Annotated in this window: 20 protein-coding genes and 7 pseudogenes; 12 read left to right on the top strand and 15 right to left on the bottom strand. The window is 57.8% G+C overall.

Annotated features, from left to right (window positions below; translation table 11 throughout):
- Positions 1-2: 2 nt before the first annotated feature.
- Positions 3-305: a hypothetical protein gene (locus FFS64_RS23820; RefSeq protein ID WP_057978519.1), complete on the bottom strand. Its 303-nt coding sequence runs from the start codon at positions 303-305 to the stop codon at positions 3-5.
- Positions 306-621: 316 nt separating this feature from the next.
- On the opposite strand from FFS64_RS23820, the gene FFS64_RS23815 reads away from it, so the two are divergent.
- From FFS64_RS23815 to FFS64_RS23805, 3 genes and pseudogenes are all read left to right on the top strand, one after another.
- Positions 622-2,541 (top strand): hypothetical protein, encoded by a 1,920-nt coding sequence (locus FFS64_RS23815; RefSeq protein ID WP_057978521.1) that lies wholly within the window; start codon positions 622-624, stop codon positions 2,539-2,541.
- A 122-nt stretch (positions 2,542-2,663) separates the two neighbouring features.
- Positions 2,664-3,641, top strand: coding sequence for a phospholipase D family protein (locus FFS64_RS23810; protein ID WP_256660525.1), 978 nt, complete (start codon positions 2,664-2,666; stop codon positions 3,639-3,641).
- A gap of 413 nt (positions 3,642-4,054) precedes the next feature.
- Positions 4,055-4,555: pseudogene (locus tag FFS64_RS23805) on the top strand (IS5 family transposase); the annotation flags it as partial.
- Between the two features lie 251 nt (positions 4,556-4,806).
- Here the strand turns inward: FFS64_RS23805 and FFS64_RS23800 are convergent.
- Positions 4,807-5,823 (bottom strand): IS110 family transposase, encoded by a 1,017-nt coding sequence (locus tag FFS64_RS23800; protein ID WP_057978525.1) that lies wholly within the window; start codon positions 5,821-5,823, stop codon positions 4,807-4,809.
- 709 nt (positions 5,824-6,532) lie between these two features.
- Between FFS64_RS23800 and ltrA the strand changes: the two genes are divergently transcribed.
- From ltrA to FFS64_RS23775, 5 genes and pseudogenes are all read left to right on the top strand, one after another.
- Complete coding sequence (ltrA, locus tag FFS64_RS23795) at positions 6,533-8,038, top strand: group II intron reverse transcriptase/maturase (protein WP_057978527.1); 1,506 nt, start codon at positions 6,533-6,535, stop codon at positions 8,036-8,038.
- A 72-nt stretch (positions 8,039-8,110) separates the two neighbouring features.
- Positions 8,111-8,564, top strand: a pseudogene (locus tag FFS64_RS23790) (IS5 family transposase); the annotation flags it as partial.
- A gap of 511 nt (positions 8,565-9,075) precedes the next feature.
- The gene (locus tag FFS64_RS23785; protein WP_082631619.1) at positions 9,076-9,717 is read left to right on the top strand and encodes a cytochrome c peroxidase; all 642 of its coding nucleotides are present in this window, start codon (positions 9,076-9,078) and stop codon (positions 9,715-9,717) included.
- Positions 9,718-9,808: 91 nt separating this feature from the next.
- Positions 9,809-10,555 (top strand): hypothetical protein, encoded by a 747-nt coding sequence (locus tag FFS64_RS23780; protein WP_057978529.1) that lies wholly within the window; start codon positions 9,809-9,811, stop codon positions 10,553-10,555.
- Positions 10,556-10,631: 76 nt separating this feature from the next.
- Complete coding sequence (locus tag FFS64_RS23775; RefSeq protein ID WP_057978531.1) at positions 10,632-11,102, top strand: arsenate reductase ArsC; 471 nt, start codon at positions 10,632-10,634, stop codon at positions 11,100-11,102.
- 55 nt (positions 11,103-11,157) lie between these two features.
- Here the strand turns inward: FFS64_RS23775 and FFS64_RS23770 are convergent.
- A pseudogene (locus FFS64_RS23770) lies at positions 11,158-11,493 on the bottom strand (mercuric reductase); the annotation flags it as partial.
- Between FFS64_RS23770 and FFS64_RS23765 the strand changes: the two are divergent.
- Positions 11,470-12,971, top strand: a pseudogene (locus FFS64_RS23765) (IS3 family transposase). The pseudogenes FFS64_RS23770 and FFS64_RS23765 sit on opposite strands and share 24 nt — an antisense overlap.
- A 38-nt stretch (positions 12,972-13,009) precedes the next feature.
- Here FFS64_RS23765 and merP read toward each other — a convergent pair.
- Together merP and merT are read right to left on the bottom strand one after the other, a co-directional pair.
- Positions 13,010-13,255, bottom strand: a pseudogene (merP, locus tag FFS64_RS23760) (mercury resistance system periplasmic binding protein MerP); the annotation flags it as partial.
- 13 nt (positions 13,256-13,268) lie between these two features.
- Positions 13,269-13,618 (bottom strand): annotated as a pseudogene (merT, locus tag FFS64_RS23755) (mercuric ion transporter MerT).
- Positions 13,619-13,689: 71 nt separating this feature from the next.
- On the opposite strand from merT, the gene merR reads away from it, so the two are divergent.
- Positions 13,690-14,115, top strand: a complete 426-nt coding sequence (gene merR, locus FFS64_RS23750) for an Hg(II)-responsive transcriptional regulator (protein WP_057978532.1) — start codon at positions 13,690-13,692, stop codon at positions 14,113-14,115.
- A 33-nt stretch (positions 14,116-14,148) separates the two neighbouring features.
- Positions 14,149-14,592: a hypothetical protein gene (locus FFS64_RS23745; protein WP_057978534.1), complete on the top strand. Its 444-nt coding sequence runs from the start codon at positions 14,149-14,151 to the stop codon at positions 14,590-14,592.
- A gap of 186 nt (positions 14,593-14,778) precedes the next feature.
- Here FFS64_RS23745 and FFS64_RS23740 read toward each other — a convergent pair whose 3' ends face one another.
- From FFS64_RS23740 to FFS64_RS32275, 8 genes are all read right to left on the bottom strand, one after another.
- Complete coding sequence (locus tag FFS64_RS23740; protein WP_137807371.1) at positions 14,779-15,513, bottom strand: ABC transporter ATP-binding protein; 735 nt, start codon at positions 15,511-15,513, stop codon at positions 14,779-14,781.
- Between the two features lie 2 nt (positions 15,514-15,515).
- The gene (locus FFS64_RS23735; RefSeq protein WP_137807370.1) at positions 15,516-16,829 is read right to left on the bottom strand and encodes an ABC transporter permease; all 1,314 of its coding nucleotides are present in this window, start codon (positions 16,827-16,829) and stop codon (positions 15,516-15,518) included.
- Positions 16,826-18,028, bottom strand: a complete 1,203-nt coding sequence (locus tag FFS64_RS23730; RefSeq protein WP_137807369.1) for an efflux RND transporter periplasmic adaptor subunit — start codon at positions 18,026-18,028, stop codon at positions 16,826-16,828. Before FFS64_RS23730 ends, FFS64_RS23735 begins: the two co-directional genes overlap by 4 nt.
- Before the next feature lie 8 nt (positions 18,029-18,036).
- Positions 18,037-19,662 carry an efflux transporter outer membrane subunit gene (locus FFS64_RS23725; protein WP_171017126.1) on the bottom strand — a complete coding sequence of 542 codons (1,626 nt, stop codon included), beginning with the start codon at positions 19,660-19,662 and terminating at the stop codon, positions 18,037-18,039.
- The gene (locus tag FFS64_RS23720; protein ID WP_137807368.1) at positions 19,659-22,202 is read right to left on the bottom strand and encodes a heavy metal translocating P-type ATPase; all 2,544 of its coding nucleotides are present in this window, start codon (positions 22,200-22,202) and stop codon (positions 19,659-19,661) included. Before FFS64_RS23720 ends, FFS64_RS23725 begins: the two co-directional genes overlap by 4 nt.
- Positions 22,199-22,624: a MerR family DNA-binding transcriptional regulator gene (locus tag FFS64_RS23715; protein ID WP_137807367.1), complete on the bottom strand. Its 426-nt coding sequence runs from the start codon at positions 22,622-22,624 to the stop codon at positions 22,199-22,201. The genes FFS64_RS23720 and FFS64_RS23715 overlap by 4 nt, the downstream gene beginning before the upstream one ends.
- 201 nt (positions 22,625-22,825) lie before the next feature.
- Positions 22,826-23,686, bottom strand: coding sequence for a sterol desaturase family protein (locus FFS64_RS23710; protein WP_137807366.1), 861 nt, complete (start codon positions 23,684-23,686; stop codon positions 22,826-22,828).
- A 69-nt stretch (positions 23,687-23,755) separates the two neighbouring features.
- Positions 23,756-24,013 carry a DUF3734 domain-containing protein gene (locus tag FFS64_RS32275; RefSeq protein ID WP_372242184.1) on the bottom strand — a complete coding sequence of 86 codons (258 nt, stop codon included), beginning with the start codon at positions 24,011-24,013 and terminating at the stop codon, positions 23,756-23,758.
- 45 nt (positions 24,014-24,058) lie between these two features.
- Between FFS64_RS32275 and FFS64_RS23700 the strand changes: the two are divergent.
- Positions 24,059-24,226 (top strand): annotated as a pseudogene (locus tag FFS64_RS23700) (transposase); the annotation flags it as partial.
- A gap of 121 nt (positions 24,227-24,347) precedes the next feature.
- On the opposite strand, the gene FFS64_RS23695 reads toward FFS64_RS23700, so the two are convergent.
- Both FFS64_RS23695 and FFS64_RS32270 read right to left on the bottom strand, forming a co-directional pair.
- Positions 24,348-24,686 (bottom strand): MerR family DNA-binding protein, encoded by a 339-nt coding sequence (locus tag FFS64_RS23695; RefSeq protein WP_256660527.1) that lies wholly within the window; start codon positions 24,684-24,686, stop codon positions 24,348-24,350.
- Positions 24,686-24,763, bottom strand: a complete 78-nt coding sequence (locus FFS64_RS32270; protein ID WP_372242185.1) for a MerR family DNA-binding transcriptional regulator — start codon at positions 24,761-24,763, stop codon at positions 24,686-24,688. The genes FFS64_RS23695 and FFS64_RS32270 overlap by 1 nt, the downstream gene beginning before the upstream one ends.
- Positions 24,764-24,770: the final 7 nt, after the last annotated feature.

Here is a 24,770-nt window from a genome sequence, read left to right as displayed (position 1 = left end):
ATTCAACTTCCTTGCCCAAGGTAAGTGGCGACAGCAGCAGTTCCATATACCCAGAATCTGCCCTTTTTTTTGCGTGCTGGGTTGATCACCTTCACCCACGCCAGGTGTTGATATTGAGCATTGCCAATTTTTTTCCTGAAGTAATTTTCGGAATAATTAAGCTCGCGAGAAACCTGTTCGCTCGTCATGTAATCGCCGTAGAGGCCAGACAAGCGCTTAAGGGTTTCTTCAAGAAGTTTTTCGTAGTTTATGGCCACAACCGCAGCTGAGGACTGCTGTCCATGGTCAGACGTGAGTTGAAGCATCGCAGCACCGCATTGTTGATCTGATGCCTTAATGCTATTGACCGAGCTCCTTTGATGGAGGCCAATTGGCCCCCTGCTGGGGTACGGAACGAGTCAGGTCTTTGTTGTCTACGTTACTGTGTACGCTTTGATACTGGACCAGTCCTGCCACAATCAGGCTCAGGGTTGGGCTAAAAATTGGGAATTGGACATTTATCGTCTACGTTATATCGATCAGAGGCGATTTCTAACTAAAAAGATGGTGAGACGCGTCTCCAGGCTCAGCCAGATGAGATAGACTCTAAATTTAATGTCTACGTTATGCAGGAAAGGCGAGATGGCCAAATCGAAGGTAGTGGAGGCCGAAATCGTAGCTGAGCACGATCGCATGGACGGCGGTACCGACATGTTAGTGAAGTGCACCTTGATAGATTCTCAAATCAAGTGGCTTGCTTACCGATCGACAATCGATTCTGCATGCGTAGTCCATCAGCGAATTAAGCGAGATCAGGGGAGGAGGGGGACATGCCTCAATACCAAGCCTGCACCTGTTCCTGTCGAAAGCATTGAAAGGAAAAGAACCTTTCGATCAACGACCCGAACAGCTCTGACAACCGCCACGTATGCCTTCAAAGCTGAATACTCAGACGCCCTCACTGATTATCTTCTTCTGAAAGGTGACGATGAATATGCGCGACAACACATCGTCAACCTTAAAAGGGTATGGCGCATCCACGAGCTATTGTGGCCTAAAGAAAAAGGCCATGACGGTGGCAGATTCCTAGCTCGTCTTTCCTGCAGCAGGAATGACAGTTATGGCTTTGCAACCACACAGTTTGTCCTGGAGGCAGCCCCGTTTGGCCAGATTGGCCTTCGGAGTCTGGATCCCCGGGGTTACTCACCAGAACCTGAATATGACAAGAAAATAATCGATGGGATTTCTAATGCTCTGCTGAAAGACAATCAACGCATTCTTTCAATGCTCTTGGTTGACCTCGAACGGGGAATTGAAAACGCCAGGGACGCACAAATTGTGTTCGACCGACGGCGGAAAGAACTCGGTGACGGATTTACGTATTTCGACCTGCAACGGCCAAACTCAGTGCGACAAAAGGGCGGTGATCATGAAGCCCGATTGGAGGTTGTCCATTCCTACGATGGACGACTAGCGCAAGCATTCCTGATGAAAAACGACGAGTTCTGGTTCGTTCTACTCGTCACGCGCAATGTTTTTGGCAAGGAAAAGATGGCCAAGATCACAGGGGGCAACGGGCATTACAAGGAGGTTGTATTCACCACTCCTATTAAAACTGCGCGACGTTTACTTGGCCTGGCATCATCAGAGCAGACCGAAGCAGAAGCGAGAATTGAGCTGCAAAAAACGGTTGATCGTGATTTCCAACGATTGCTGACCGATCACAGCTCAAGGGCTTTAATCACCATCTGCGAAATTGCCGAATTAGATAGCGGTGGTGCTGCAGCCTTCTACTCGGTCCTGCCATCAACGCCAATGAGTTTACCGGCTAACTGCCCGCGGCCGATCTATCGCATCAAGGTTCTACAACCTAAAGACTCCAAAGATGGCACCAAGAAGCTCTACAGCCTCACGACCCTTCCATCAGGCAGAGATTCATCCGCATTCAATGGAAAGGCATCTACCGATTTCCTTACTTTTTTGCGGGATGCAATCACTCCAAGTCGCTACAGCGAAGCCATTAAATACCTTCAGGACAACGTGCTCCATGATGACCCTGGATACCACGAACTGGACGAAGCTTGCAGTGCGTGGAGCATTCTCACTGCCGGCCGTACGTCGACAGCAATTGACGGCTTGGTATGCCCGGTGGGAGCACCAGTTCTTGAGCGCCTTGGTCAAATAGCTGTTGATCGAGAACTTAACAAAATTCGACAAGGTATCGAGGATGGCTACTGGGAGAAGGGATATCTTGAAGAGTTCATCGCCAAGTTAGAAAAACAGAAAATCCTCCCACCAGAAATTAATGAATGTGTTGAGTTCCACACAAAGCAGCACACCCGTAACGTTGACAATATTTTATCCCTCCCTCCGACAATCAAGAAGCGAGGTCGGCCCCCAAAGGCTTGGGACAGCGATGAAGCGAAAGCAATTGCTCGGCGGGAGGCGAAAGCCCAGTGGGCTAGAGATGCTCGAGAGGCTGGTAAGCTCAAAGAACCAAAAGAACGAGTCGCAGCTAGACAAGCACAGTGGCGCAAACGTAATGCAGACCACGAAGAGTAGCCAACGGGCGCACGGGCGCATCAGCCATTTTTATTAGTACCAGTCGATAAGGATTCTCAATGTTTGTTGGGCCCGACCAGTATCAGGACTGTATTCGCTCTATGGTTGCTAGCGAGGACCGGTTGGATGTCGCCGTGGCATTTTGGGGGAGGGGAGCCGATGAGTTAATTCATCCCAAGCGGGATAAACCACTCCGTATTGTTTGCAATCTCAGAAGTGGCGGAACAAACCCCGCGGTTATCAAAAAGCTTGTCGCTCGCGCAAAAAAAATAGAACACGTACAGATCCTTCAGTGCGATCGCCTTCACGCGAAAGTAATCGTTGGGCCATCCCAGGCAATCATCGGATCAGCGAACCTATCAGCCAACGGCTTAGGTTTTGAAGGGTCTGAACTCTCCAAATGGCTGGAAGCAGCAATCCACACCACCGAAGAATCGGAGGTCGGTTCAGCGCAGAAATGGTTTGAACAGCTTTGGTCATCGAGAGATACACGAGAAATAACCGACCAAGACCTGGTAGACGCAGCAGAGGCATATAAGAAGAATCGTAACGGTCGCCCGGACTACGGAAAAAAGGGGCCTTTCTCTTTTACCAATTATTCGATCTCAGACCTCGAGGGACGCGATGCATTTGCGCTGCTATATACGTCGAGGCCTGGACCTGAGGCGGATGCTCGTAAGGACCAACACGACAAACAGGAACACCTTGAACATGCAAACACAGCTAGTGATGGGGAGGGGACCGAACGGTGGGCATTTGAGACATGGCCCGACTCTCTCGACACCACAGACAAGAATGAGTACCTGTGCGTTTTTTGGGACGATCGAAAGCGTCTAAGGGTCGACGGCGCGTGCCGCATGACAGATACAAAACTGAAATTCATCTACGAAGAGGATGGAAGCGATGGCTGGGTGGATCTAGCAAAGCCTGCGGCCACGCTGCTCGGACGCCGGCTTACAACCGGTGATTGCAGGAGGCTTACTACGGAAATCAGGCCAAGATTTGAGGCCATCTGGAATGCATCAGAGATGCTGGATGAGGACGCCAGGAGAATTCACCTTTCCATCCTTCTAAGCATTCTTCAATCTGAGAACACATGAGCAAGCCTACGGATTAGCAGCTGTATTAACTCAACCAAAGATGTTTAGTTGAGTTATTTCAATAAGTTACATTGATTGAAGGCGGGTGACGAAAAAAGCAGCCAACTACCAGAAGAACTGGTAACCGGCTCTTTGTTACACCAATCAGCTTGCCTCTTTACAGCAAGCCAACTCTATTGCGTCGTAACTGTCCCGCTTCACAGCGCCCAGTGAGGGCCAAGTGATTGGGTGCGAGCTGGTCACACAGCGAGCGCAAATTCTCCCCACGACTCAACGTCAGACTCATTTGGGGCTATGCCGAGATAACGGAAAATTACGACATTAATTATGTAACATTATGATTTTGCTAGGGAATCTCCGAACAAGTCTTCAACTGTGCTGAAATACGCCTGACAACCTGATCCGAGCTGCCCATGAGCCAGATGAGCTTTTCCGATTTCGAATACGCCGGAAAACGTAAGCAGACACGCCGCGAACGCTTCCTCGCCGAGATGGATCAGGTCGTGCCCTGGACAGGCCTGCTGGGGCTGATCGAGCCGTTCTACCCCAAGGCCGGCGGTGGCCGTAAACCGTATCCGCTGGAAACCATGCTGCGCATCCATCTGTTGCAGAACTGGTTCTCCCTGAGCGATCCGGCCATGGAAGAAGCGCTCTACGAAATCACGCCCATGCGCCAATTCGCACGCCTGACGTTGAGCGCGCCGATCCCGGAAGACACTACGATCATGAACTTCCGGCACTTGCTGGAGAAGCATCAACTCGCACCTGCGATCCTCGCGGTCATCAACGGTTATGTACAAGAAAACGGCCTGTCGCTGCGTCAAGGCACTATCGTCGATGCCACCATTATTCATGCCCCCTGTTCCACCAAGAACGAGGAAGGCAAGCGCGATCCCGAGATACATCAGACCAAGAATGTATGGTCAGCCCGCCTCCTGCAACCCAGCTTTGATAAACGGTAAAGCATGCTTGCGCTAATGTATCCGGGCTCATGGTGAGCACAGTGATTAGCGCTCGGCCCTTGATGAGAAGTCGCTCCCCACTGTCCTTGATAAAGGCACCAGCTGCAAAAAAGCTATCTTGGTCTTCAGGATTTCAGTCGGGATGTCTGCCGTTTATCGTCATCATCACTGTCGTCGCAAAAGCCGGTAGTCACTCAGTTGGATCAAGCCATTTGTTGAACGTTGTAGCTCCCACCTCGGGCTAAGACAGCCCAGACGATTCTTGCCATTTTGTGGGCCAGCGCACAGGCGACCTTGTTTGGCGGCTTACGCGCCAAAAGGTTTCTCACCCAGGCCCCGAGGGCATCGTTTCGCTTTTCAATTCGGATCATCAAGGCGTGAGCGCCTTGCACCAGAAGGCAGCGCAGATACTTGTCGCCGCGCTTGCTGATGCCGAGCAAGCTCGTCTTGCCGCCGGTTGAATATTGTCGAGGTACCAACCCGAGTGAGGCGGCAAAGTCGCGTGAGCTTTTGTACGTCGAAGCGTCGCCAACGTCGGCCACCAGCGCGCTCGCGGTGAGAGGGCCGATGCCGGGGATGCTCAACAGGCGTATGCCTGCGGCGTCCTCAGACAATTGCTGCTTGATCTCGACATCGATCGCCTTGATATCTCTCGTCAGGCGTTGAATATCGAGCAACATTCGCTCAACCGCATTACACAGTCGAATCGGCAGCTCATGGCGCTCCATTAACGCGGGCACCTGTTCCAGAGCAGCATTCCCAATGGGGAAAATGATGCCAAACTCCAGCAGAAAGCCGTGCACCTGGTTGATGATTCGCGTGCGATTATCCACCCAAGACTTGCGCAGCTTGTGCTCAGTCGACAGGATCTGCTGCTCAAGGGTCTTTACCGCAACCGAGCGGGTTCTGGGGCGCGACGCGGCTTCGCAGATGGCCTCTGCATCGATAAAATCATTCTTGTTGCCGGTGACGTAGGCCTTCACATGCTGCGCTGCAATTAACTGCACGCGATGGCCTAAGCCTTCGATCTGCCTAGCCAGCCACTGCGAACCGCCGCAGGACTCCATGGCAATTTTGCAGTTCGGCAACTGCGCCAGATACGGCAATAACTGGCTGCGATTTAGTTTCTTGCGCAAGAGCTGATTTCCTCTGCCGTCCTGGCCATGCAGGTGAAAGGTGTTCTTGCCGATGTCGATACCCAGAAGCGTCAACGTACTCATGAGAGATCCTCCTTCGGTAAAGAGAGAAACCCGGTAAGTCTAGACTCACCGGATTTCTCGAACCGGGCTGACCATCTCATTAAGGTAATCAGTATTTCTTCGGGAGTGCGACCTGAAAGTCGCATGGGTTTCTGTTCCGCAGGTTAACGCCCGACGGAACCGATTGTTCCACCAATCGTTCCCTACCCAGACAGGCGTAGCCGGTAACAGCTGGGTCTGAAGCTCTGGGGACAATGTAACCGCCGATATTCACGGTAGGTCGAACCGCGAGGCAAGACCGAATCTGCCAGCATCAAGGCGGAGAGGTGCTAGGGATGAACAGGTACGGCTAACACACGTGAACCTCATATAAACGTCGTCAAAATAGCCAAGCCAAAGATGCTGACAGGCTTGAACCAAAAGGTATGCGGACAGGTAGGGGGTCTTACCAATACCCCCTCGTGGATGTGGTGCCGCCGGCGAAATCGAGGAGCCCGACCCGTTCGGAAATCCATGTGGAACAGGGTAAGCCCGTAGCGCTGCCGGTTTCGGCAGGTGAGCTGTAAAGCAAGCTGTTGGTGCTGCGGGTAAAGGAATGTGGAAAAAGCGAAGGTCGCCCTGTAATGGGGCGAATACAGGTTGAAAGATCATCTGGCGCGAAAGCGAGCAGACTTCCACAAGGTCTTCCATGGCGAAATAACCTGATCAATCGTTGTACGGAGGAAAGCAGATGGTAGTGCTCACATCCCATGCACAAGCAGCGGCGGGCACGGGTGCATCTTCGAACTTCGATTCGATCTGGCCCCTATCCTGGTGCCAAATCGAATCGCAAGTGAAACGACTCCAGGTACGTATCGCCAAGGCAACACGAGAAGGAAGATGGGGCAAGGTGCAAGCCTTGCAGCGGCTGCTGACTCGCTCGTACAACGGCAAGATGTTGGCCGTGAAACGAGTGACGGAGAATAGAGGCAAGAGAACACCGGGCGTTGACGGCAAGATCTGGTCAACCCCTGTGGCCAAATCGAAGGGAGTACAAGCGTTACAGCACCGAGGCTATTGCCCTCAACCGCTGAGACGTATCTACATACCCAAAAGTAATGGCAAGAAGCGCCCGCTGGGAATTCCAACGATGCGGGATCGCGCCATGCAGGCGCTGTGGAAACTGGCACTTGAGCCGGTGGCAGAAACGCGTGCGGATCCAAATTCGTATGGGTTTCGGCCACAGCGATCCACGGCCGATGCAATCGCACATTGCTTCAATGCACTGGCGAAACGCAGTTCGGCGCAATGGGTACTTGAGGGTGACATACGAGGCTGTTTTGACAATATCAGCCACGATTGGCTGCTCGCCAACATACCCATGGAGAAAGTGGTTCTGCATAAGTGGCTTCGAGCCGGGTATGTCGATCAGGGAGCCTTGTTCGCAACGGGGGCAGGAACCCCGCAAGGGGGAATCATCTCCCCGATACTTGCGAATTGGACGTTGGATGGGCTGGAGCATGTTGTCCACACAAGCGTGGCTTCGACGGACCGAAAGCGACAGCCATTCAAGATACACGTCGTTAGATATGCCGATGACTTCATCATCACGGGAACTTCGAAGGCTATCCTGCAACATCAGGTTCGACCTGCAATTGAGGCATTCCTGAAAGAGCGCGGCTTGGAACTCTCTGATGAAAAGACTCACATAACGCACATCTCGCAAGGCTTCGATTTTCTGGGCCTGAACGTACGTAAGTACGCCGGCAAGCTACTCATCACTCCGGCTCGCAAGAGTGTGAAAGCGCTTCTGGATAAGGTCCGGGAAATCACAAACGGAAACAAGGCGGCGACGCAAGCTAACTTGATCCTGGTCCTGAACCCGGTGATCCGGGGGTGGGCCATGTATCATCGCCATGTTGTCGCCGCCAAGCGTTTCGCGTGGATCGACCACCAGATTTGGCGAGTGTTATGGCGCTGGGCTGTCCGCCGGCATGCCATGAAAAGTGCCCATTGGGTAAAACAACGATACTTTCGTGTAGTGGGTCAACGGCACTGGATTTTCGCCAGCAAGGAAAAAGTACGTGGCATGAGTCAACCCGCTTGGCTTTTTGCCACCGCCAGTGTTTCGATTGTTCGGCATATCAAAATATGCAGTGCAGCGAACCCGTTCGACCCGGCATGGACGTCTTACCTTGAGCGCCGAAGAGCGCATCGTCAGGTAGCCCGGTCTCACTCAGGCTGCTGGAAGGCTTGAGCCGTATGAGGGGTGACTCTCAAGTACGGTTCTTAGGGGAGGCAGGAGTGGTAACACTCCTGCTTTACCCGACTGAAGGCCCATATTGGCGCCGATGCAGAGTCGGGATTGGTTCATCACGTCCATGGCACCGCCGCCGATGTGGCCGATGTCACACAGGTCGCCGAGCTACTGCATGGCGAAGAAAACGCGGTGTATGCGGACGCTGGATACACCGGTGTCGAGAAGCGTGAAGAGCATGAAAATCGTGAAGTGATCTGGCAAATCGCAGCGCGCCGCAGCACCTATTCCAAGTTGAATAAACGCAGCCTGCTGTCAAAGCCAAGCCCAAGATCGAGTACTGCAAAGCTCAGACACGGGCCAAGGTTGAGCATCGTTTCGGGTGATCAAGCGGCAGTTTGGTTACGTTAAAGTGCGCTTTCGTGGACTGATGAAAAACACAGCTCAGTTGACCACGCTGTTCGCCCTGTCAAACCTGTGGATGGCTCGAAAACAGCTGATGGGTATGGGCGAGTTGCGTGCTTAACACGGAAGACCAGACGAAATAGCCCTCAATACACGAAGCATCGGTCGTTTTTTGGCAAATAGCGGTGCGTCCCGAGGAAATTTCGACTTGCCGCCGCCGTTCGGCAAGTTGATCGGAGCATCCCTAGGATTTAAATATTTTTCTGTGTTGCCTTTCCTCGTTCGAAGTTAAGCCGTCTATACTGAAGCTTTTGCTTTTTATTGAGGGACGAACTCCATGGCCTCTCTGGAGCGGCCTGATAGTTCAAGTGCTTCACATCAGCCGAAGTATTTAAATCTAAATGATGATCTGATAGCTGATCTGCTATGCAAAATTCCTTGTTAAAGCTGCTGGCGAGCGGGCTGTGCTTTGAGCTAGAAAACGGCCGGGTCAAAAAATACCTGGCCATGATTCTCTCGTTCAAAATCTCCAAGAGAACCTGTAACGAATTGGCGATGGATTCATCTGACTCCTTGTAAATGACAGAAAAAGCCGTTGCTTTTTCTAGGATGGCTTACGTCGGGGAGTCACCATGAGCACGTTTCAGATATCCCAAAAAGCTCTCAACGCAACCATACCGCTGGCTTCAATGGCGTCCGCGGCAGTACTGACTATGGCCCTCGCTGAGCCGATAATGGCGGCCTCGAATGCAGCAAAGCCACCTTCAACCGAACTTTCCACACTATACACAGCGCAGAATGGTTACGCAGCCAACAAATATGCTGTGACACCCCCTTCACAGGGCACAAACCCTTGTGCAGCGACAAATCCATGTATTGCTAAAGCTTATCCTTGTTCCGCACAGGAAGTTAAACGGCCTGCTAACTACAAGCCCTATCAAGGCAATGAAAGTGAGCTTGTAACATTGGGGTCAAAACTGTTCAAAGACAAACTTCTGAGTAGCAACGGTCTCTCCTGCGACACCTGTCATCAGGGCCTAAATATGTTCCAGCCTTCCTTCTCCCGACCATATCCCCATGAAGTGATCATGAGTAAAAATCAGTTTGGGATGTCTCACGTGTTTCTAGATGAGATGATACAAGTCTGTATGGTGGCCCCTATGGCAGCTGCTCCACTCGAATGGGAGTCCAAAGAGTTAGCTGCATTGGTGGCATACATAGAAACATTACAGCGGCAATTTAAGCCAAATCCTCCTGCGGCAAAGAGTCCTTAGGCCAAAAATGGATCTCTAGTCGAGCAATCACATCGTAGATACCAGATTCAGAGGCGTAGCCTTTCGTAACCACTATTCTCAGGATTAAAAGATGAACGACCAGCCCACAGGATTCAGTTCGGCATTAGCTGAGTTACCTATCCCCATCGTGCAAGTCGGTTCGATTTCACAGGCATCGCGTCATGAGATGCTTTCAGCCTCCAAGGTCATTGTCGATTGTCAGCGAGCACTAAGTAAAGCCGGTTTCAACGTGGTGGGGGAGGTGATTAAGGGGCATGAAGGTTTTTTCGAGATGAACCATTATCCAGACGGTGATGTGTTCGATCAGGAGAGCCACGCTCAATACTACTACCACGCCCATCGAGAGGGTGGCCTTGAGCATGGACATTTCCATACCTTTATGCGTGCACAGGGCATCGCTTCAGGCGTGACCCCCATGGACTATCCTCAGGCCAGCGAAGAGTGGCCGCGAGGCGACCAAGCGATTGCTCATCTGATTGCAATCTCGATGGATCCATGGGGGCTACCAATTGGACTTTTTGCTTGCAACCGCTGGGTGACAGGTGAAACTTGGTACTCTTCAACCGACACGATCAATATGCTGAAAGATTTTTCAGTAGATCATGCTTATCCGTCCTGGCCGACCAACCTCTGGCTGACCTCAATGCTGAGACTGTTTCGTCCACAGATTGAGGCGCTATTGACCCATCGCGATATGGTGGTAGGAGCGTGGCAGCATATGCATCCAGAACACGATGCCCTAGAAGATCGAACATTGGAGATTACAGGTTATCTGAGCATCTCCGTCGAGGAGTGGGTCAGCGCACTGCAAGCCTAGCGCTGAGCGGTTTGAACTGCAGTTGTTTTGGCGATACTCGTGCCAACATATTTCACTATGTATATGAGTTTCAACGATGAAAATCTTATTTGTCTGCACCGCCAACAGTTGTCGCAGTATCCTCTCCGAAGCCATCTTTAATAGTGTCGCCCCCTCTGGAATGCAAGCGTTCAGTGCGGGCAGCCATCCTTCCGGCTTAATTCATCCGCAGAGTCTAAAGGCGCTTAAACGCGAGGGGATCATCGCCGAAGAGTTGTTCAGTAAGTCAATCGAAATTCACCGTTTTCTTGATCCCGATTTCGTCATTACTGTATGCGACAAAGCGGCTGCAGAGGCTTGTCCAATCGTGTTTGGTACTGCGATAAAAGCCCATTGGGGGCTGGCAGATCCATCCGACATTAGCGGATCACCGGATCAAATCAACGATGCATTCGATGCGACCGTAGCGCACATCAAAAAACGAGTAAACTTGTTCATGGCGATACCGCACAAACAACTTAACCGAGAGCAACTCATGGCTGAGATGACGCTGATCGGCTGCCTATGAGGTTTTTGATCGTATAAAGATGCTTTGCCCACGAAACCAATTTTCGATTGTTCTGCTATCCGGCACAGCATGACAATTGCTTGACGTCCTTTGTGAAGGTCTGTGCACAGAGCTTGAGTCCCTCAACCATTGTCAAATATGGGAACAATAGCTCAGCCAGGTCGTTCGCCGTCATCCGGTTACGAATGGCCAGCACGGCGGTCTGAATCAACTCGCCCGCTTCTGGCGCCACGGTTTGAACTCCAATCAGTCGCCGAGAGCTTGCCTCAACCACCAGTTTGATGAAGCCGCGGGTGTCAAAGTTAGCGAGCGCACGAGGCACATTGTCCAGGCTCAGGGTACGGCTGTCGGTTTCGATATTTTGTGCATGGGCTTCGGCTTCGGTCAGGCCGAGGTTGCTCGGCGCGAAGGGGTCAGCGACATGTCATTGGCCAACTGGCGCAGAAAGGCCAGCTCTGAAGGAAACGCAGTGCCCGAGAACATCCCATCGGCCCAGAACTGGACAGCCGAAACCCAGTTTGCGGTCGTCCTTGAAGCCGCCGGCTTGTCCGAAATTGAGCTGGGTGAATACTGCCGCCGTAAAGGCCTGTACCCGGAACAAATCAAGGCGTGGCGGTAAGCCTGCATCAACGGCCAGAAGGCAGACAAAGCCCAGCAAAAAGACGATCGCGAACAAGCCCGTAAGGACAAGAAACGCATCCAGGAACTTGAGCGCGAACTGCGCCGTAAAGATAAGGCGCTGGCTGAAACCGCTGCGTTGCTGGTGCTACGAAAAAAGCTCAACGATTACTGGGGGATCGACAACGAGGACAACTGACGGCCTTGCCGGAACGGCAGTTACTGGTGAGCTGGTTAAGTGAAGCCATCGCGGTTGGAGCCCGAAAGCTCAGGGCCTGCCAGGAAGTCGGCCTCTCACTCAGAACCTTGCAACGATGGACCGAAACCGAGGCTGTTCAGGCTGACGCCCGAACAACCACCGTGCGACCAACGCCGCGCAATGCATTGAGCGAGGTCGAACGGCAAGCGATCATGAACCTGTGCAACAGCCCGGCCTACGCCCATTTGCCGCCCAGCCAGATCGTACCGAGGTTGGCCGACCAACAGCGCTATCTGGCGTCGGAAGCGACGTTTTATCGGGTACTGCGTGCGGCGGGCCAACAACAGCATCGTGGTCGTAGCCAGCGCCCCAGGCGCCACGCCACGCCGACGACTCACGCAGCCAAAGGTCCCAACCAGGTGTGGTCGTGGGACATCACGTACCTTCCCTCGCCAGTGCGTGGTAAGTATTACTACCTGTACTTGATCGAGGATATTTACAGCCGCAAGGCCGTGGGCTGGGAGGTTTACGAAGAAGAAAGCGGCGAGAAGGCGGCTGCGCTACTGCAACGTAGCGTGATCGGCGAGCAGTGTTTGCACGAGCCACTGGTGTTGCACTCGGACAATGGTGCACCGATGAAATCGCTGACGCTGTTGAGCAAAATGCATGACCTGGGAATCACGCCGTCCCGTGGCCGACCGCGCGTGAGCAATGACAACCCGTACTCGGAATCACTGTTCCGGACGTTGAAATACTGCCCGCAATGGCCAGCAGAGGGCTTTGCCAGCCTGGACGCCGCACGAGGTTGGGTAAGGGATTTTATGCGTTGGTATAACCACGAGCACCGGCATAGCCGGATCCGCTTCGTGACACAGGCAGAACGGCACCAAAGGCAGGATCAGCAGATCCTGGCTCGGCGTCATGAGCTGTACGAACAAGCCCGGGAGAAAAACCCTGAACGCTGGTCTGGACGAACGCGAAACTGGGAGCCAATAGGAACGGTGATGCTGAACCCGGATCGGGAGCAGCAGGTCGAGAAAAGGGCGGCATAGTTAGACGGTTGACGCGACAAGTACCTTGAAAAACGCCGGTCCTCGTTCGCCTTGGTCAACTTCTGGACGCTGGTTTTGGCATCGTCGAAAGTGACAATGGCCTCATACTTGTCGAAACTCACGTCGGTCTTGCTTACACCCTCGACTTTCGAGATGGCTTTTTTGACCGTGATTGGACAGGCTGCGCAGGTCATGCCTGGTATGGACAGCGGGACGGTTTGATTGGTGGCCAACACGGGGGCAACGACGGCGACGAGAGCCTGGGAGGCAAACAGTTTTTCCATGGTGAACTCCTGATTAGTAAAAAAATGGCATGACATAGGGAAAACTAAGCGCGACTAAGACCAACACGGCCACGATCCAGAAAATGAGCCGGTAGAGGGTGCACACCTGCGGATTGCGCAGACCTCATCTGGACTACCGGCTGCGGCCGGTCGGAAGATGCGACGCCAGGCAAAGAACAGCGCCACCAACGTCGCGCCGATGAAGATTGGTCGATACGGCTCCAACACCGTCAGGTTGCCGATCCATGCTCCGCTGATTCCCAAAGCGACCAGGACTAGCGGCCCAAGGCAACAGGTAGAGGCGAGGACGGCGGCCAGCCAGCCGGCGAAGAACGCTCCGCGCCCGTTTTGTGGTTCAGACATGCGTTTGTCCTTTTGAATTTGGAATGGATAGCGTAACCTTACTTCCGTAGTTATGTACGGAGTTAGGCGATATGCAAACCATTTTTGAGAATCTGACCATTGGCGTTTTTGCCAAGGCGGGCGGGGTCAACGTGGAGACCATCCGGTTCTATCAGCGTAAGGGCCTGCTACCGGAGCCAGATAAGCCTTACGGCAGCATTCGCCGGTATGGCGAGGCAGATGTGACGCGGGTGCGGTTTGTGAAATCAGCTCAGCGGTTGGGCTTTAGTTTGGACGAGATCGCAGAGCTGCTGCGGCTGGACGATGGCACTCACTGCGAAGAAGCCAGCAACCTGGCTGAACACAAGCTCAAGGACGTTCGCGAGAAGATGGCCGACTTGGCACGCATGGAGTCGGTGCTGTCCGAACTTGTGTGCGCCTGCCATCTACGGCAGGGAAATGTCTCCTGCCCGTTGATCGCGTCGCTACAGGGTGATGCAAGCCCGGCTATGCCTTAACGTACGATTTTCCCGGTATCGGGAGCAAACCCCTTGTTGGAGAAATTCCGCCGGTTTGAGCTTATAACCCCCATTTGGGTTGACGATTTTCTACGCACCAGCAATCGGCGCATTTATGCGGTCGGCGATGTTTGCCTGGAGCACAAGTTTACCCATACTGCCGAGGCATCGGCGCGGATCGCGGTCCGTAATGCGCCGTTTCCCGGCCGCCAACGGCTGAGTGCATTGACCATACCCTGGTGCGCCTACACCGATCGGGCCATTGCCGACAACGAGGAGGCCAGTTTCGTCAAGATCTATGTCCACGAACGTAGCGACCGCATCCTCGGTGCGACGATAGTTGCCCGGCATGCCGGCGACATGATCAACGAGATCACCCTGGCGCTGGTTGCCAGGGTCGGTCTGCGTACGCTGGCCCGCGTCATCCACGACTATCCGACCCAGGCCGATGCGATCAAACAGGCCGCGGACGCCTAAACCGCACGCGTCTGACCCCGCTGCTACGGTCATTGCAGCGGCGCTGGTAGCAGCGCTGACAATTCTGTCGACATGTCGGCGCGCATGGCCAGTTCACCGACGCTCCAACTGCTCATGCGAGCTCCTTGCACCGCGACTTGCCCAAGATCGTGTTGTCGCCGCATCCCGGGTTCGCACTGCCGGCACTCATCGCTCAGGGCCCCGCGATGGTTCCTGAGCTCCGGTCGGTGCATCGGATATGGCATCGACAATTCGACCATCGATGACTTGGACCACACGATCGACTTCCTTGATCAAGCGGTGATCGTGGGTGACCACTAGCACGGCCGCATGTTGTTCGTTGGTCACCTGCCGCAAAAGACGCATGACATTCAACGCGCGTTCCGTATCCAGGCTGGCCGTGGGCTCATCGGCGAGGATGATTTTAGGGTTGTTGGCCAGCGCGCGGGCGATGGCCACTCGTTGCTGCTCGCCGCCGGACAGCTGGTTGGGATGCAGGTCGGCGCGGTCGGCGATGTCGAGATAGCCCAGCAACTCCCGCACCCGCGCTTCGGCATGCTGGCCGCGAACCCCCGCCAGATGCAGGGGCAGCAGGACGTTTTGACTCACGGTCAGGAACGGGATCAAGTTGGGCGACTGGAAAATGAATCCGATCTTCTCGCGCCGCAGTCGTGCCAGATCCGGCTGCTTGCCGTCATAAATGTTTTCCCCGTCGATCCGCAGGCTTCCGCCGGTCGGCGTGGTAACCAGCCCGAGGATGGTCAGCAGCGTCGTCTTGCCCGAACCGCTGGGACCCATGATCGCCCACAGGTCGCCCGGCCGCACGGCCAATTCGACGCCCTTGAGTGCCTCCACCTGGGTAGGGCCGCGCCCGTAGACCATCGACAGATTTTCGGCGTGGATGGCGTAGTTGGCAGTCATGCTCAGCCTCCCCCCAGCACACTGCGCGGATCGACATGCATCGCCCGGCGCACGGCAAGCACGCTGGCAAGCACGACGACGATCACCATTGCCACCAGCATCTGGGCGATATCGCCATAGGTGGCGAGCACGCGCCGCGGAAAGTACGGCTCGATCAGCAGCTCCAGGGCGCTGCCGACCAGGGTGCCCACGAGGCCCATGAACAAGGCCTCCTGCAGGATCATGCGATACACCACGCCGCTGGGCGCACCGAGCAGCTTGAGCATGGCGATCTCATGTAGTTTGTCCAGCGTGAACGTGTAGGTGATCAGTCCGATGACGATGCCCGCGATCAGCACCAGGATGTCGCGGAACAGCGCCAGCTGAAACAGGATCAGGCGGTTGGAGCCCATCAGCTGCAGGTTCACCGCCTGCGACGCAGTGTAGACCTGCAGGTGCTGCCAGTGGGTGATCCGTTGCGCGACTTTTTGCGCCGATGCGCCGGGTACCAGCTTGACCGCGATTGCGTTGATGAAACGTGTGCTTGTGGCCATGGCGGCCGCCGTGGTCGCTAGTGGTGCGGCCAGCCGCGGCTGGGTGGCAGCCAGCTCCGTGAACGGCTGCGCAACCGAGGGACGTTGACTGCGCAACAGGTTGGGGTCCTGCTGGAAAATGATGTTCTGCGCGTCCACCAGCGTGGTGTAGATCACTGGGTCCGCGGTGAAACCCACCATGTTTTTGGTCAGCCCCACTACCGTGTAGTCAAAGTTGCCCAGGCGCATCCTCTGCCCGAGCTGGAAACCGGTCTTGACGTCAGCCACGATCTCGTAATGACTGGACTCGATGCCGCGGCCGGCTACGATCACCGGCGGCCCGCCTATTTTTCCGCGCTGGTAGCCGATCACGATGAATCGCTGCAGTTTCGGCATGGCCATCCAGCCGGGCTCGACCATGCTGGCGGTGTTGAGCAGTGCGTTGATGTACATGAACTTCATCAGCCGGGTAGGGTGGGGCATCACTTCCACGTGTTCCCACGCCGTCGCCAACGGACTCGCCTGTGCCACGCCGGGGATCGCCTCGATCGCGTGATAGACCTGCTGCGGCAGGCGAGATGTCTCGACAAACGGCCCGAGCGTCCCTCCTTGCGGGTGGGCACCATAGGCCTGTACCACCCACAGGTCCGCCCCCGTCTCGTTGATGATGGTGGCCGAGTCGAGGATGACGCCGCGGATGATGCCGCCGATTGCCATCACCACCATGATCAGCAGCGACACGCCGAGCGTGGAGCTGAAGAACTTAAAGCGGTGGTAGCTGATGTCGCGAAGTGCAAGATTCACGGTGCCATCCCCATCCCCATCCCCATCCCCATGCCCATCGACATCGCGGCCTTGACCGGCTCGGGACGTATCGTTTCACCGGGCCTCAGCCCCATCGGCATCAGCACCACGCGATCGCCGGCATGGAGATCGTCACCGACGACCGCCACCTTTGACGACCGCGCGCTGCGCGCCAGCACGGTCACACGCACGCGGTGAAGTGTGTGGTCGGCGCCAACCACCCATACGAACAGATCGTTGCCCATCGGCATCAGCGCCATCTGCGACACCACCAGTGCATCTTTCGCTTCGCCGGTGCGGATGTAGACGTTGGCCCACTGGCCGAGCTGGAATTGGTCGGCCGGGATGCTGAAGCTCACTTCCACCACGGTTTCTTCGGTCGCCGCATCTGCGCGGGGGCGGATGCGCAGCACGTGCCCCGGCAACGGCTGGCGCTCGCGGCCGCGCAGGATGACCGTCGCCACCTCACCTTTGCGGATGCGTCCGGCGACATTCTGGTCGACAAAGGTATCCACGTAGATCAGATGGGTGTCGGCGATCGTGAACATCGGTTGGCCAGCGACCACGGAGGCCCCCGGCACCACCCAGCGCTGGGTGACTATGCCGTCCGACAGAGAGGGGATGCCGGCCAGCGACAGTTCGTATGTCGCCTTGCCGAGCTCCGCCGCGGCGACGCGCGCAGCACTTTGCGCCACGGCGTTGCGCTCGCGGTATTGCTGCGCTTCCTCGACACCGACGGAACCGGAGGCCACAAGTTGTTTCTCCCGGGTCCATTCGCGCTGGCGTTGCTCGGCGTTGATGCGGGCAGCGTCCAGCCGCGCCTGGGCGACCTCGACCTGATGGCGCAGACCATCCTGGTCGAGCGTGGCGAGGATCTGGTTCTTGCTGACGCTGTCGCCCTCCGCGACGAAGACTTGCTCCACCCGTCCGGTGATTTTCGAGGCAATATTGGCCAGCGCATCGGCCGTCACCGTTCCGGAGCCTTTCACTTCGTCGACGACATTGCCGCGCTGCACGGTGGCCACCGAAACGCTAGGGGGTTGCATCACAGTCAGTCGCAGCAGCAACCCGAAGGCGACCAGCACCAGCAGCACGATCCCGATTCGCAAGGCACGGCGAGCACCCTGGCGCGGTCTTTTGCCGTGCGCAGTTCGCATCGATCCGAAAACGGTGCGGATTTTTTGGACAAGAGGTTTCATTGGCGTATTCACTGGTTCGGTTCGAGGGTGCGTCGACGATCAGGCACGGCGGATGATGAGGGTTGGCGTGTCGGGTTGGCGCGTTGGTCGGGGGCGCCGGCATCGCGCCACCATCCGCCACCCAGGGCCACGAACAGCTGGGCGCTGTCCAGGTAACGTTGCGCCCTGACCTGGACATACGACACGCGCTGCTGCTGATCACGGCGTTCGGCATCGAGCAGGGGCAGCCGGCCGGTCTTGCCCAGTGCGTAACGGCGTTGCGCCAGATGCAAGGAGTCGTCGGTGGCGTCCAGCGCCTGGCGCTCGGCCTGTACCCGTTCGGCATCGTGGCCGAGCGAACGCAGCAGGTCGGCCACCTGGCCAAGTCCGGTCAGCACGGTCTGCCGGTACAGCGCCAGCTCGGCGTGGAACTGATCGATCGCTGCCCGCTTCTGCGCGGTCAGCGCACCGCCATGAAAAATCGGTGCAGTGATACCGCCGAACAGCGTCCAGACCAGGTTGGAACCGCCGCCCAGCGAGCTGGTGGCAAGCGCCGCCGTGCCGACCGACGCAGATAAGGTGAAGCTCGGATACATCTGCGCGTCGGCAACGCCGACCGCCGCACTGGCGGCGTGCAACCGGGCCTCGGCGGCGAGAATGTCGGGGCGGCGCTCAGCCAGCGCCGAAGGCAGCCCGACCGGCAGCTCGGCCGGCAGCGTGAAATCGGCCAGGTCGAAGTCCGGCGGCGAGAACGAGGCTGGCGCCACACCGACCAAGATGGCGAGCGCGTCCTGCGCCACGGCCACCTCTTGCCGCATCGGCGGCAGAAGGGCACGGTCATTCGCGAGCTGAGCCCGGACGGTCAATACGTCATCCCGGGCCAGCTTGCCATCGGTGTATTTCTGCCGCACCAGCGCGAGGGTTTTTTCGTCGGCGGCGACGGTGGCGTCGAGCGCCGCGATCTGCTGCCGGGCCGCCGCGATGGTGAGCGTCTGATGGACGACATTGCCGGTGACGGCCAGTTGCGCCGCTGCCAGTTGATACGCCTGGTTCTGCGCCAACGCCTGCTGCTGTTCCACCCGCCGACCGGTGAGGCCGAACACGTCGGGGGTGAAACTTGCGGTGGCGCCGGCCGAGTAGAGGCTGTAGGTCGGCAGATCATGGTTGGGCCGAATACCCAGGGCAAACGGCGGCCCCTTTTGCCGCTCGGCCGAAGCGGAAGCATCGATCTGCGGGGCATAGGCCCCGCGTGCTTCGGCCACCACCTGTTGCGACTGCAGCAGTCGGGCCTGGGCCGCCGCGATGGTAGGACTGTTGGCAATCGCCTGGCGCACCAGACGGTCCAGTGGTGGCGAGCGGAACAGTTGCCACCAGGCGGCCGGAATTGCCTGCTCGACGCTGACCCGCTGCGCGGGCTCGCCGGCATCCGGCTGCAGATGCGGCGCGGTCGCTGCCGACGTATAGGCCGCCGCCTGCGGCGGATCGGGGTGCACGAAATTCGGTCCCACCGTGCATCCCCCCAAGGCCGTGGCCAGAACGAGGGCCGTCAGGCGCAAAGGTTTGGCGGGATGTCGCCGGGACAGATTGCTGTACGTGGTCACTGGAAGTGGGGTCTGATGATCGATTGCAAGGCACTTGCTGGTACGTTCTATCACAACGTCACCTTGCGCAGGCGCAACGCATTGCTCACCACCGACACCGAGCTCAGGCTCATGGCCAATGCGGCCACCATGGGTGACAGCGTGATGCCCAGTACCGGATACAGCACACCGGCCGCCAGCGGTACGCCGACCGCGTTGTAGATGAAGGCGAAGAACAGGTTCTGGTGGATGTTGCGCACGGTGGCACGGGACAACGAGCGTGCCCGCGCAATGGCACCCAGATCGCCCTTGATCAGAGTCACCTGCGCGCTTTCCATCGCCACGTCGGTGCCGCTGCCCATTGCGATGCCCACGTCCGCCGCCGCCAACGCGGGCGCGTCGTTGATGCCGTCGCCGGCCATCGCCACGCGGCGGCCCTCGCTCTTCAGCCGGGTCACCACCGATGCCTTGTCGGCGGGTGTCACATCGGCATGCACCTCGTCGATGCCCAGTTGGCGCGCCACCGCACTCGCCGTGGTCGCGTTGTCGCCGGTCAGCATCACCAGGCGCAGGCCGTCGGCATGCAGCGCCGCAATCGCTTTCGCCGTGCCCGGTTTGATCCGGTCGGCGACCGCGATCAAGCCGGCCAGCACCCCGTCGACGGCGAGAAACATCACCGTAGCGCCGTCGCCGCGCAGCGCTTCGGCCTGTTGCGTGGCCTTGTCGTCGGCGTTGATCTTGAGTTCGTCGAGCAGTCGCGCATTGCCCAGCGCCACCAGGCGGCCGTCGACACGGCCCTGCACGCCGCGACCGGTCAGGGTGCGGAAATCCTCCACCGTGGGCGGCGTTTCGCCGTCGAGGGCATTGACGATCGCTCGCGCCAGAGGATGCTCGCTGGGCTGCTCCAACGCGCCAGCCAGCAGCAGCAGGCGTTCGCGCGGCAGTTCGCCTAGCGGCAGCAGTTCGGTCAGCGCCGGCTTGCCTTCGGTCAGCGTGCCGGTCTTGTCCAGCACCAGGGTGTCGATGTCGCGCAGCGCCTCGATCGCGCTGGCATCCTTGAACAACACGCCGTTCTGCGCACCGCGGCCGCTGGCCACCATGATCGAGATCGGCGTGGCCAGCCCCAGCGCGCACGGGCAGGCGATGATCAGCACCGACACCGCCGCGATCAACGCATGCGTCAGCTTCGGATCTGGACCGAGCCAGGCCCAGCCCGCGAACGCCAGTATGGAACAGGCGAACACCGCCGGCACGAACCACGCCGCAACGCGATCGGCCACCCGCTGCAGCGGCGCGCGGCTGCGCTGCGCCTTGGCCACCAGCGCCACGATCTGCGCCAGCATCGTCTCGCCGCCGACTTTTTCCGCACGCATGGTCAACGCGCCGTCCTGATTCACGGTGCCGCCGGTCACCGGCTCGCCCTTGGTCTTGCTCACCGGCATCGGCTCGCCGGTGAGCATCGATTCGTCGACATGGCTCTCGCCGTCGAGCACCACGCCATCGACCGGCACCTTTTCGCCGGGGCGAACGCGCAGGGAATCACCCGCATGCACCTCAGCCAGTGGCACGTCGCTCTCGCTGCCGTCGTCGGCCAGCCGATGCGCGGTCTTCGGCGCCAGCCCCAGCAGCGCCTTCAGCGCGGCACCGGTACGGCGGCGCGCGCGCAGCTCCAGAAAGTCGCCCAACGTGACCAGGGTGACGATCACCGCAGCGGTTTCAAAATACACGCCGACCTGGCCGTGCACGTCGCGAAAGCTGGCCGGAAAGATCCCCGGCAGCACAAATGCCACCACGCTGTAGAGCCAAGCCACGCCGGTCCCCACGCCGATCAGCGTGTACATGTTCGGCCGCCAAGGCCTGAGCGAATTCCAGCCGCGCTGGAAAAACGGCGCCCCGCCCCACAGCACCATCGCCGTCCCCAGCACCGCCTCGACCCAGTGGGTTATCCCATCCCATGGTGACGGCAGCTGCCAGCCGAATAGGTGCGGTCCCATCGCCAGCAGGAACACCGGCAGCGTGAGGGCCACCAGCAGCCAAAAGCGGCGGGTCATGGCGCGCACTTCGCCGCCGTCGTTTTCGTCCTCTCTGGGCAGCATTGGCTCCAGCGCCATGCCGCACTTGGGGCACTCGCCGGGTCCGACCTGCTGGATCTCCGGGTGCATCGGGCAGGTGTAGATCGCCCCCGGGGCCGCGTGACCTTCGAGCCAGGCCAGTGGTTCGGCTATGAATTTGTCGCTGCACCGCTGCCCACAGAAGTAGTAAGTGTGACCGGCATGTTCAACATGCTGCTTGGCGGTGTGCGGGTCCACCGTCATCCCGCAGACCGGATCCTTCTCTTGGGTGAGGCTTGCTGCGGCATGATCGGGCGTCGCGACCGTCTCGCCGGCGCAGCAGCTACCCGCCGCAATCTGCTTGCCGGAAGCCACCAGATACGATGCCGGTGCCGCCTCGAACTTCGTCTTGCAACCGACGGAGCAGAAATGGAACGTCTGCCCGTCGTGCATGCTGACGTGTTTTGCGGTCGCCGGATTCACCTGCATCCCACACACCGGATCGATCGCCATCGCGTCCGCCGACTGGCTGGCACCCTGGCAACAGGCTATCGGTTCGCTCATGACGACATCTCCTCATGGGTTAGCACCCGCAAGCTCGGGCAATGGTCGGGTGCGCCGTGGCCGGGACAGGACTCCACCCGTTGTGCAAGCCCATCGCACACACGCTGCAACTCGGCAATGCGGGCATTCAGCGCCACCAGCCAAAGCTGTGCGCGCTGCTTCACTGCAGCCACCCCCTTCTGGTGGTTATGCGGGAGCGTGAGCAGATCGAGAATCTCCTTCAGGGTGAGGCTCGGATTTATGGCCCGGCGGTTAAAGCGCAGCTGCGCGATCGCTCCATCCCCACAACTTCGATAGTTTGAGGCACGTCGCGGTGGCTTGGGCAACAGCCCCAAGCGTTCGTAATAACGAATCGTGTTGATCGCCACGCCAACGCGCTTGGCGACGGCACCGATGGTGAGTGGAGCAGTTTGTGTGTTCATGCCGCGAGTCTGGGCCTTTGACCAAGGTCAGAGTCAAGGGCCTTGCGGCGCGAAAATTTCATAGCGCTCGCGAAAGCATCACGAAGCGAGTGTCACCCCGCCCGAACGGGCGACCATCCATGACAATCGCCGGGCTTTGAGTCCGGGGTGGCAGCGCACCTCCATGACGCGTCAATGTGCCAGCTTCGCTTTTGCGGTCGTTCACGGGATGTCTGCACCACCCGGGGCCTCGGGCCGCGCATTGATCGGATAGCTGTTCACCGGCCCGCGCGTCGGTTGCCACAGCATGCGGTCAAGGCGCAGCTCACGTGGATCGCGGAACTGGTTGATGCCGATGGTCATGCCGGCATGGCCGTCGCGCGGCTGTGCACGATAAGTGCCGAACAGCCGGTCCCACCACGACAGGTTGAAGCCGAAGTTGGAGTTGGTTTCATCCGGGTGCCACGAATGGTGCACGCGATGCATGTCCGGCGTGACCAGCAGCCAGCGCAGAACCGCGTCCAACCGCCGAGGCAGACGCGCGTTGGCGTGGTTGAACATGGCAGTGGCATTCAACAGCACCTCGAAGAGCAGCACCGCGATCGCCGGCGCACCCAGCGCGACGATAACGCCCAGCTTGAGCATTAGCGACAGCACAATCTCCAACGGGTGGAAGCGCGTCCCGGTGGTCAGGTCAAACTCGAGATCGGTGTGATGCATTCGGTGCAGCCGCCACAGCAGTGGCACCGCATGAAAAATCACGTGTTGCAGATAGATGGCCAGGTCTAGCAGCAGAATCGACGCCACCACCGCGAGCAAGCCCGACACGTCCAGCGCATGGAACGCTCCCCAGCCGTGGGCATCGGCATACAGCGTCACGCCGACAGCGGCGGTGGGGAATATCAGTCGCACCAGTACGCTGTCCAGCACGCCAATGCCGAGGTTGGGGGGCCAGCGCTGCCAGCGACCAATGGATTGGCGCCGCTTGGGTGCGAGTACTTCCCACAGCGCCATCACGGCGAAGATGCCGGTAAAGGCACCCAGGCGTATCGCGGACTCGTAGGTGAGCAGGAATGACGTCACGGTCGAATGTTCCGGTTTGGAGAGACCCTGAGGCTACGCTTCGACATCATAGCAACCCCTGCAAACAGCTCAACGGTGTACGACGATACTCATTCCGGTATCGACAGCTTCATTCCATGGTGCCGCCGCCATCTGGCGACGTGCAAAATCGCGCCCCGCGATACCTGTCGGGATGAAGTCCAGATCCTTGAGGCGATCATCATCTTCCCGTGCGGGCGCCTGCAGCGAAATGACGTGCATCAACGTCCCGCGGTTCAGCGACAACAAGTCCCTCACGGCAGGCTTTCCGATATGGCTCTCCGGCAGCAGGTTACCCAACTGGCGCACAACATGGCGCAGGTGATGGCTCACCCGGTTTTTTGGCGGACGCGCAGCGCCGCCTATCACCCCGAGGTGCTGCTCAGTTTGCTGGACTATGACTATGCCATCGGCACCTTTTCCAACCGCAAGATTGAACGCGCCGTTTACGACTCGCTCGCCTTTTTCTACCTCGCAGCCGGCAGCCACCCCGATCACGACACTCTGGCCAGCTTCCGCCGACTGCGCTGTGCGTGAGCGACCTCGTTGTCGCCAAGTTTTGCGGTTGCAATGGCGCGTAGCTGTTCTTGCGCGGCTACGCATTTGTCGCATCCCTGCGCGGCAATGAGTTCGATCTTGACACTCATCGGGCCGCCTCGGCGAGACTGTTTTCCAGCGCCACCAGGATGGGACAGTTGTCGGTCACTGCCTCGCCGCCTTCGCAGCCCTGTATCAATTCATCGAGGGCGCACGATATGGCCTGCAAGGCTAGCAGTTTGTGCTCGATACGCAGCTTCTTCTCGATGCCTAGACTGCGCACGTCCTCGCAAAAGGCGCTACCGGTCTGCTTCAACGTCAGAAGCTCGTGAATATCCGACAACGTGAATCCGCAGTGTTGGGCATGTTTGATGAAGCGGATACGACGCACGGCTTCATTGTTGTATAGACGGTAGCCCGCAGCGGTTTTCGATGCGGGTGTGATCAGGCGTGCTTTTCGTAGTAGCGCAGCGTATCCGGACTAACTCCCGCCAGCGCGGCTACTTTACCGATGGTGTACATGGCTTTC

The sequence above is a fragment of the Pseudomonas sp. G(2018) genome, from assembly GCF_005502415.1.
GTDB lineage: Bacteria > Pseudomonadota > Gammaproteobacteria > Pseudomonadales > Pseudomonadaceae > Aquipseudomonas.
Note: the sequence above shows the minus strand (reverse complement) of the source record. Positions and strands in the feature narration are given on the sequence as shown.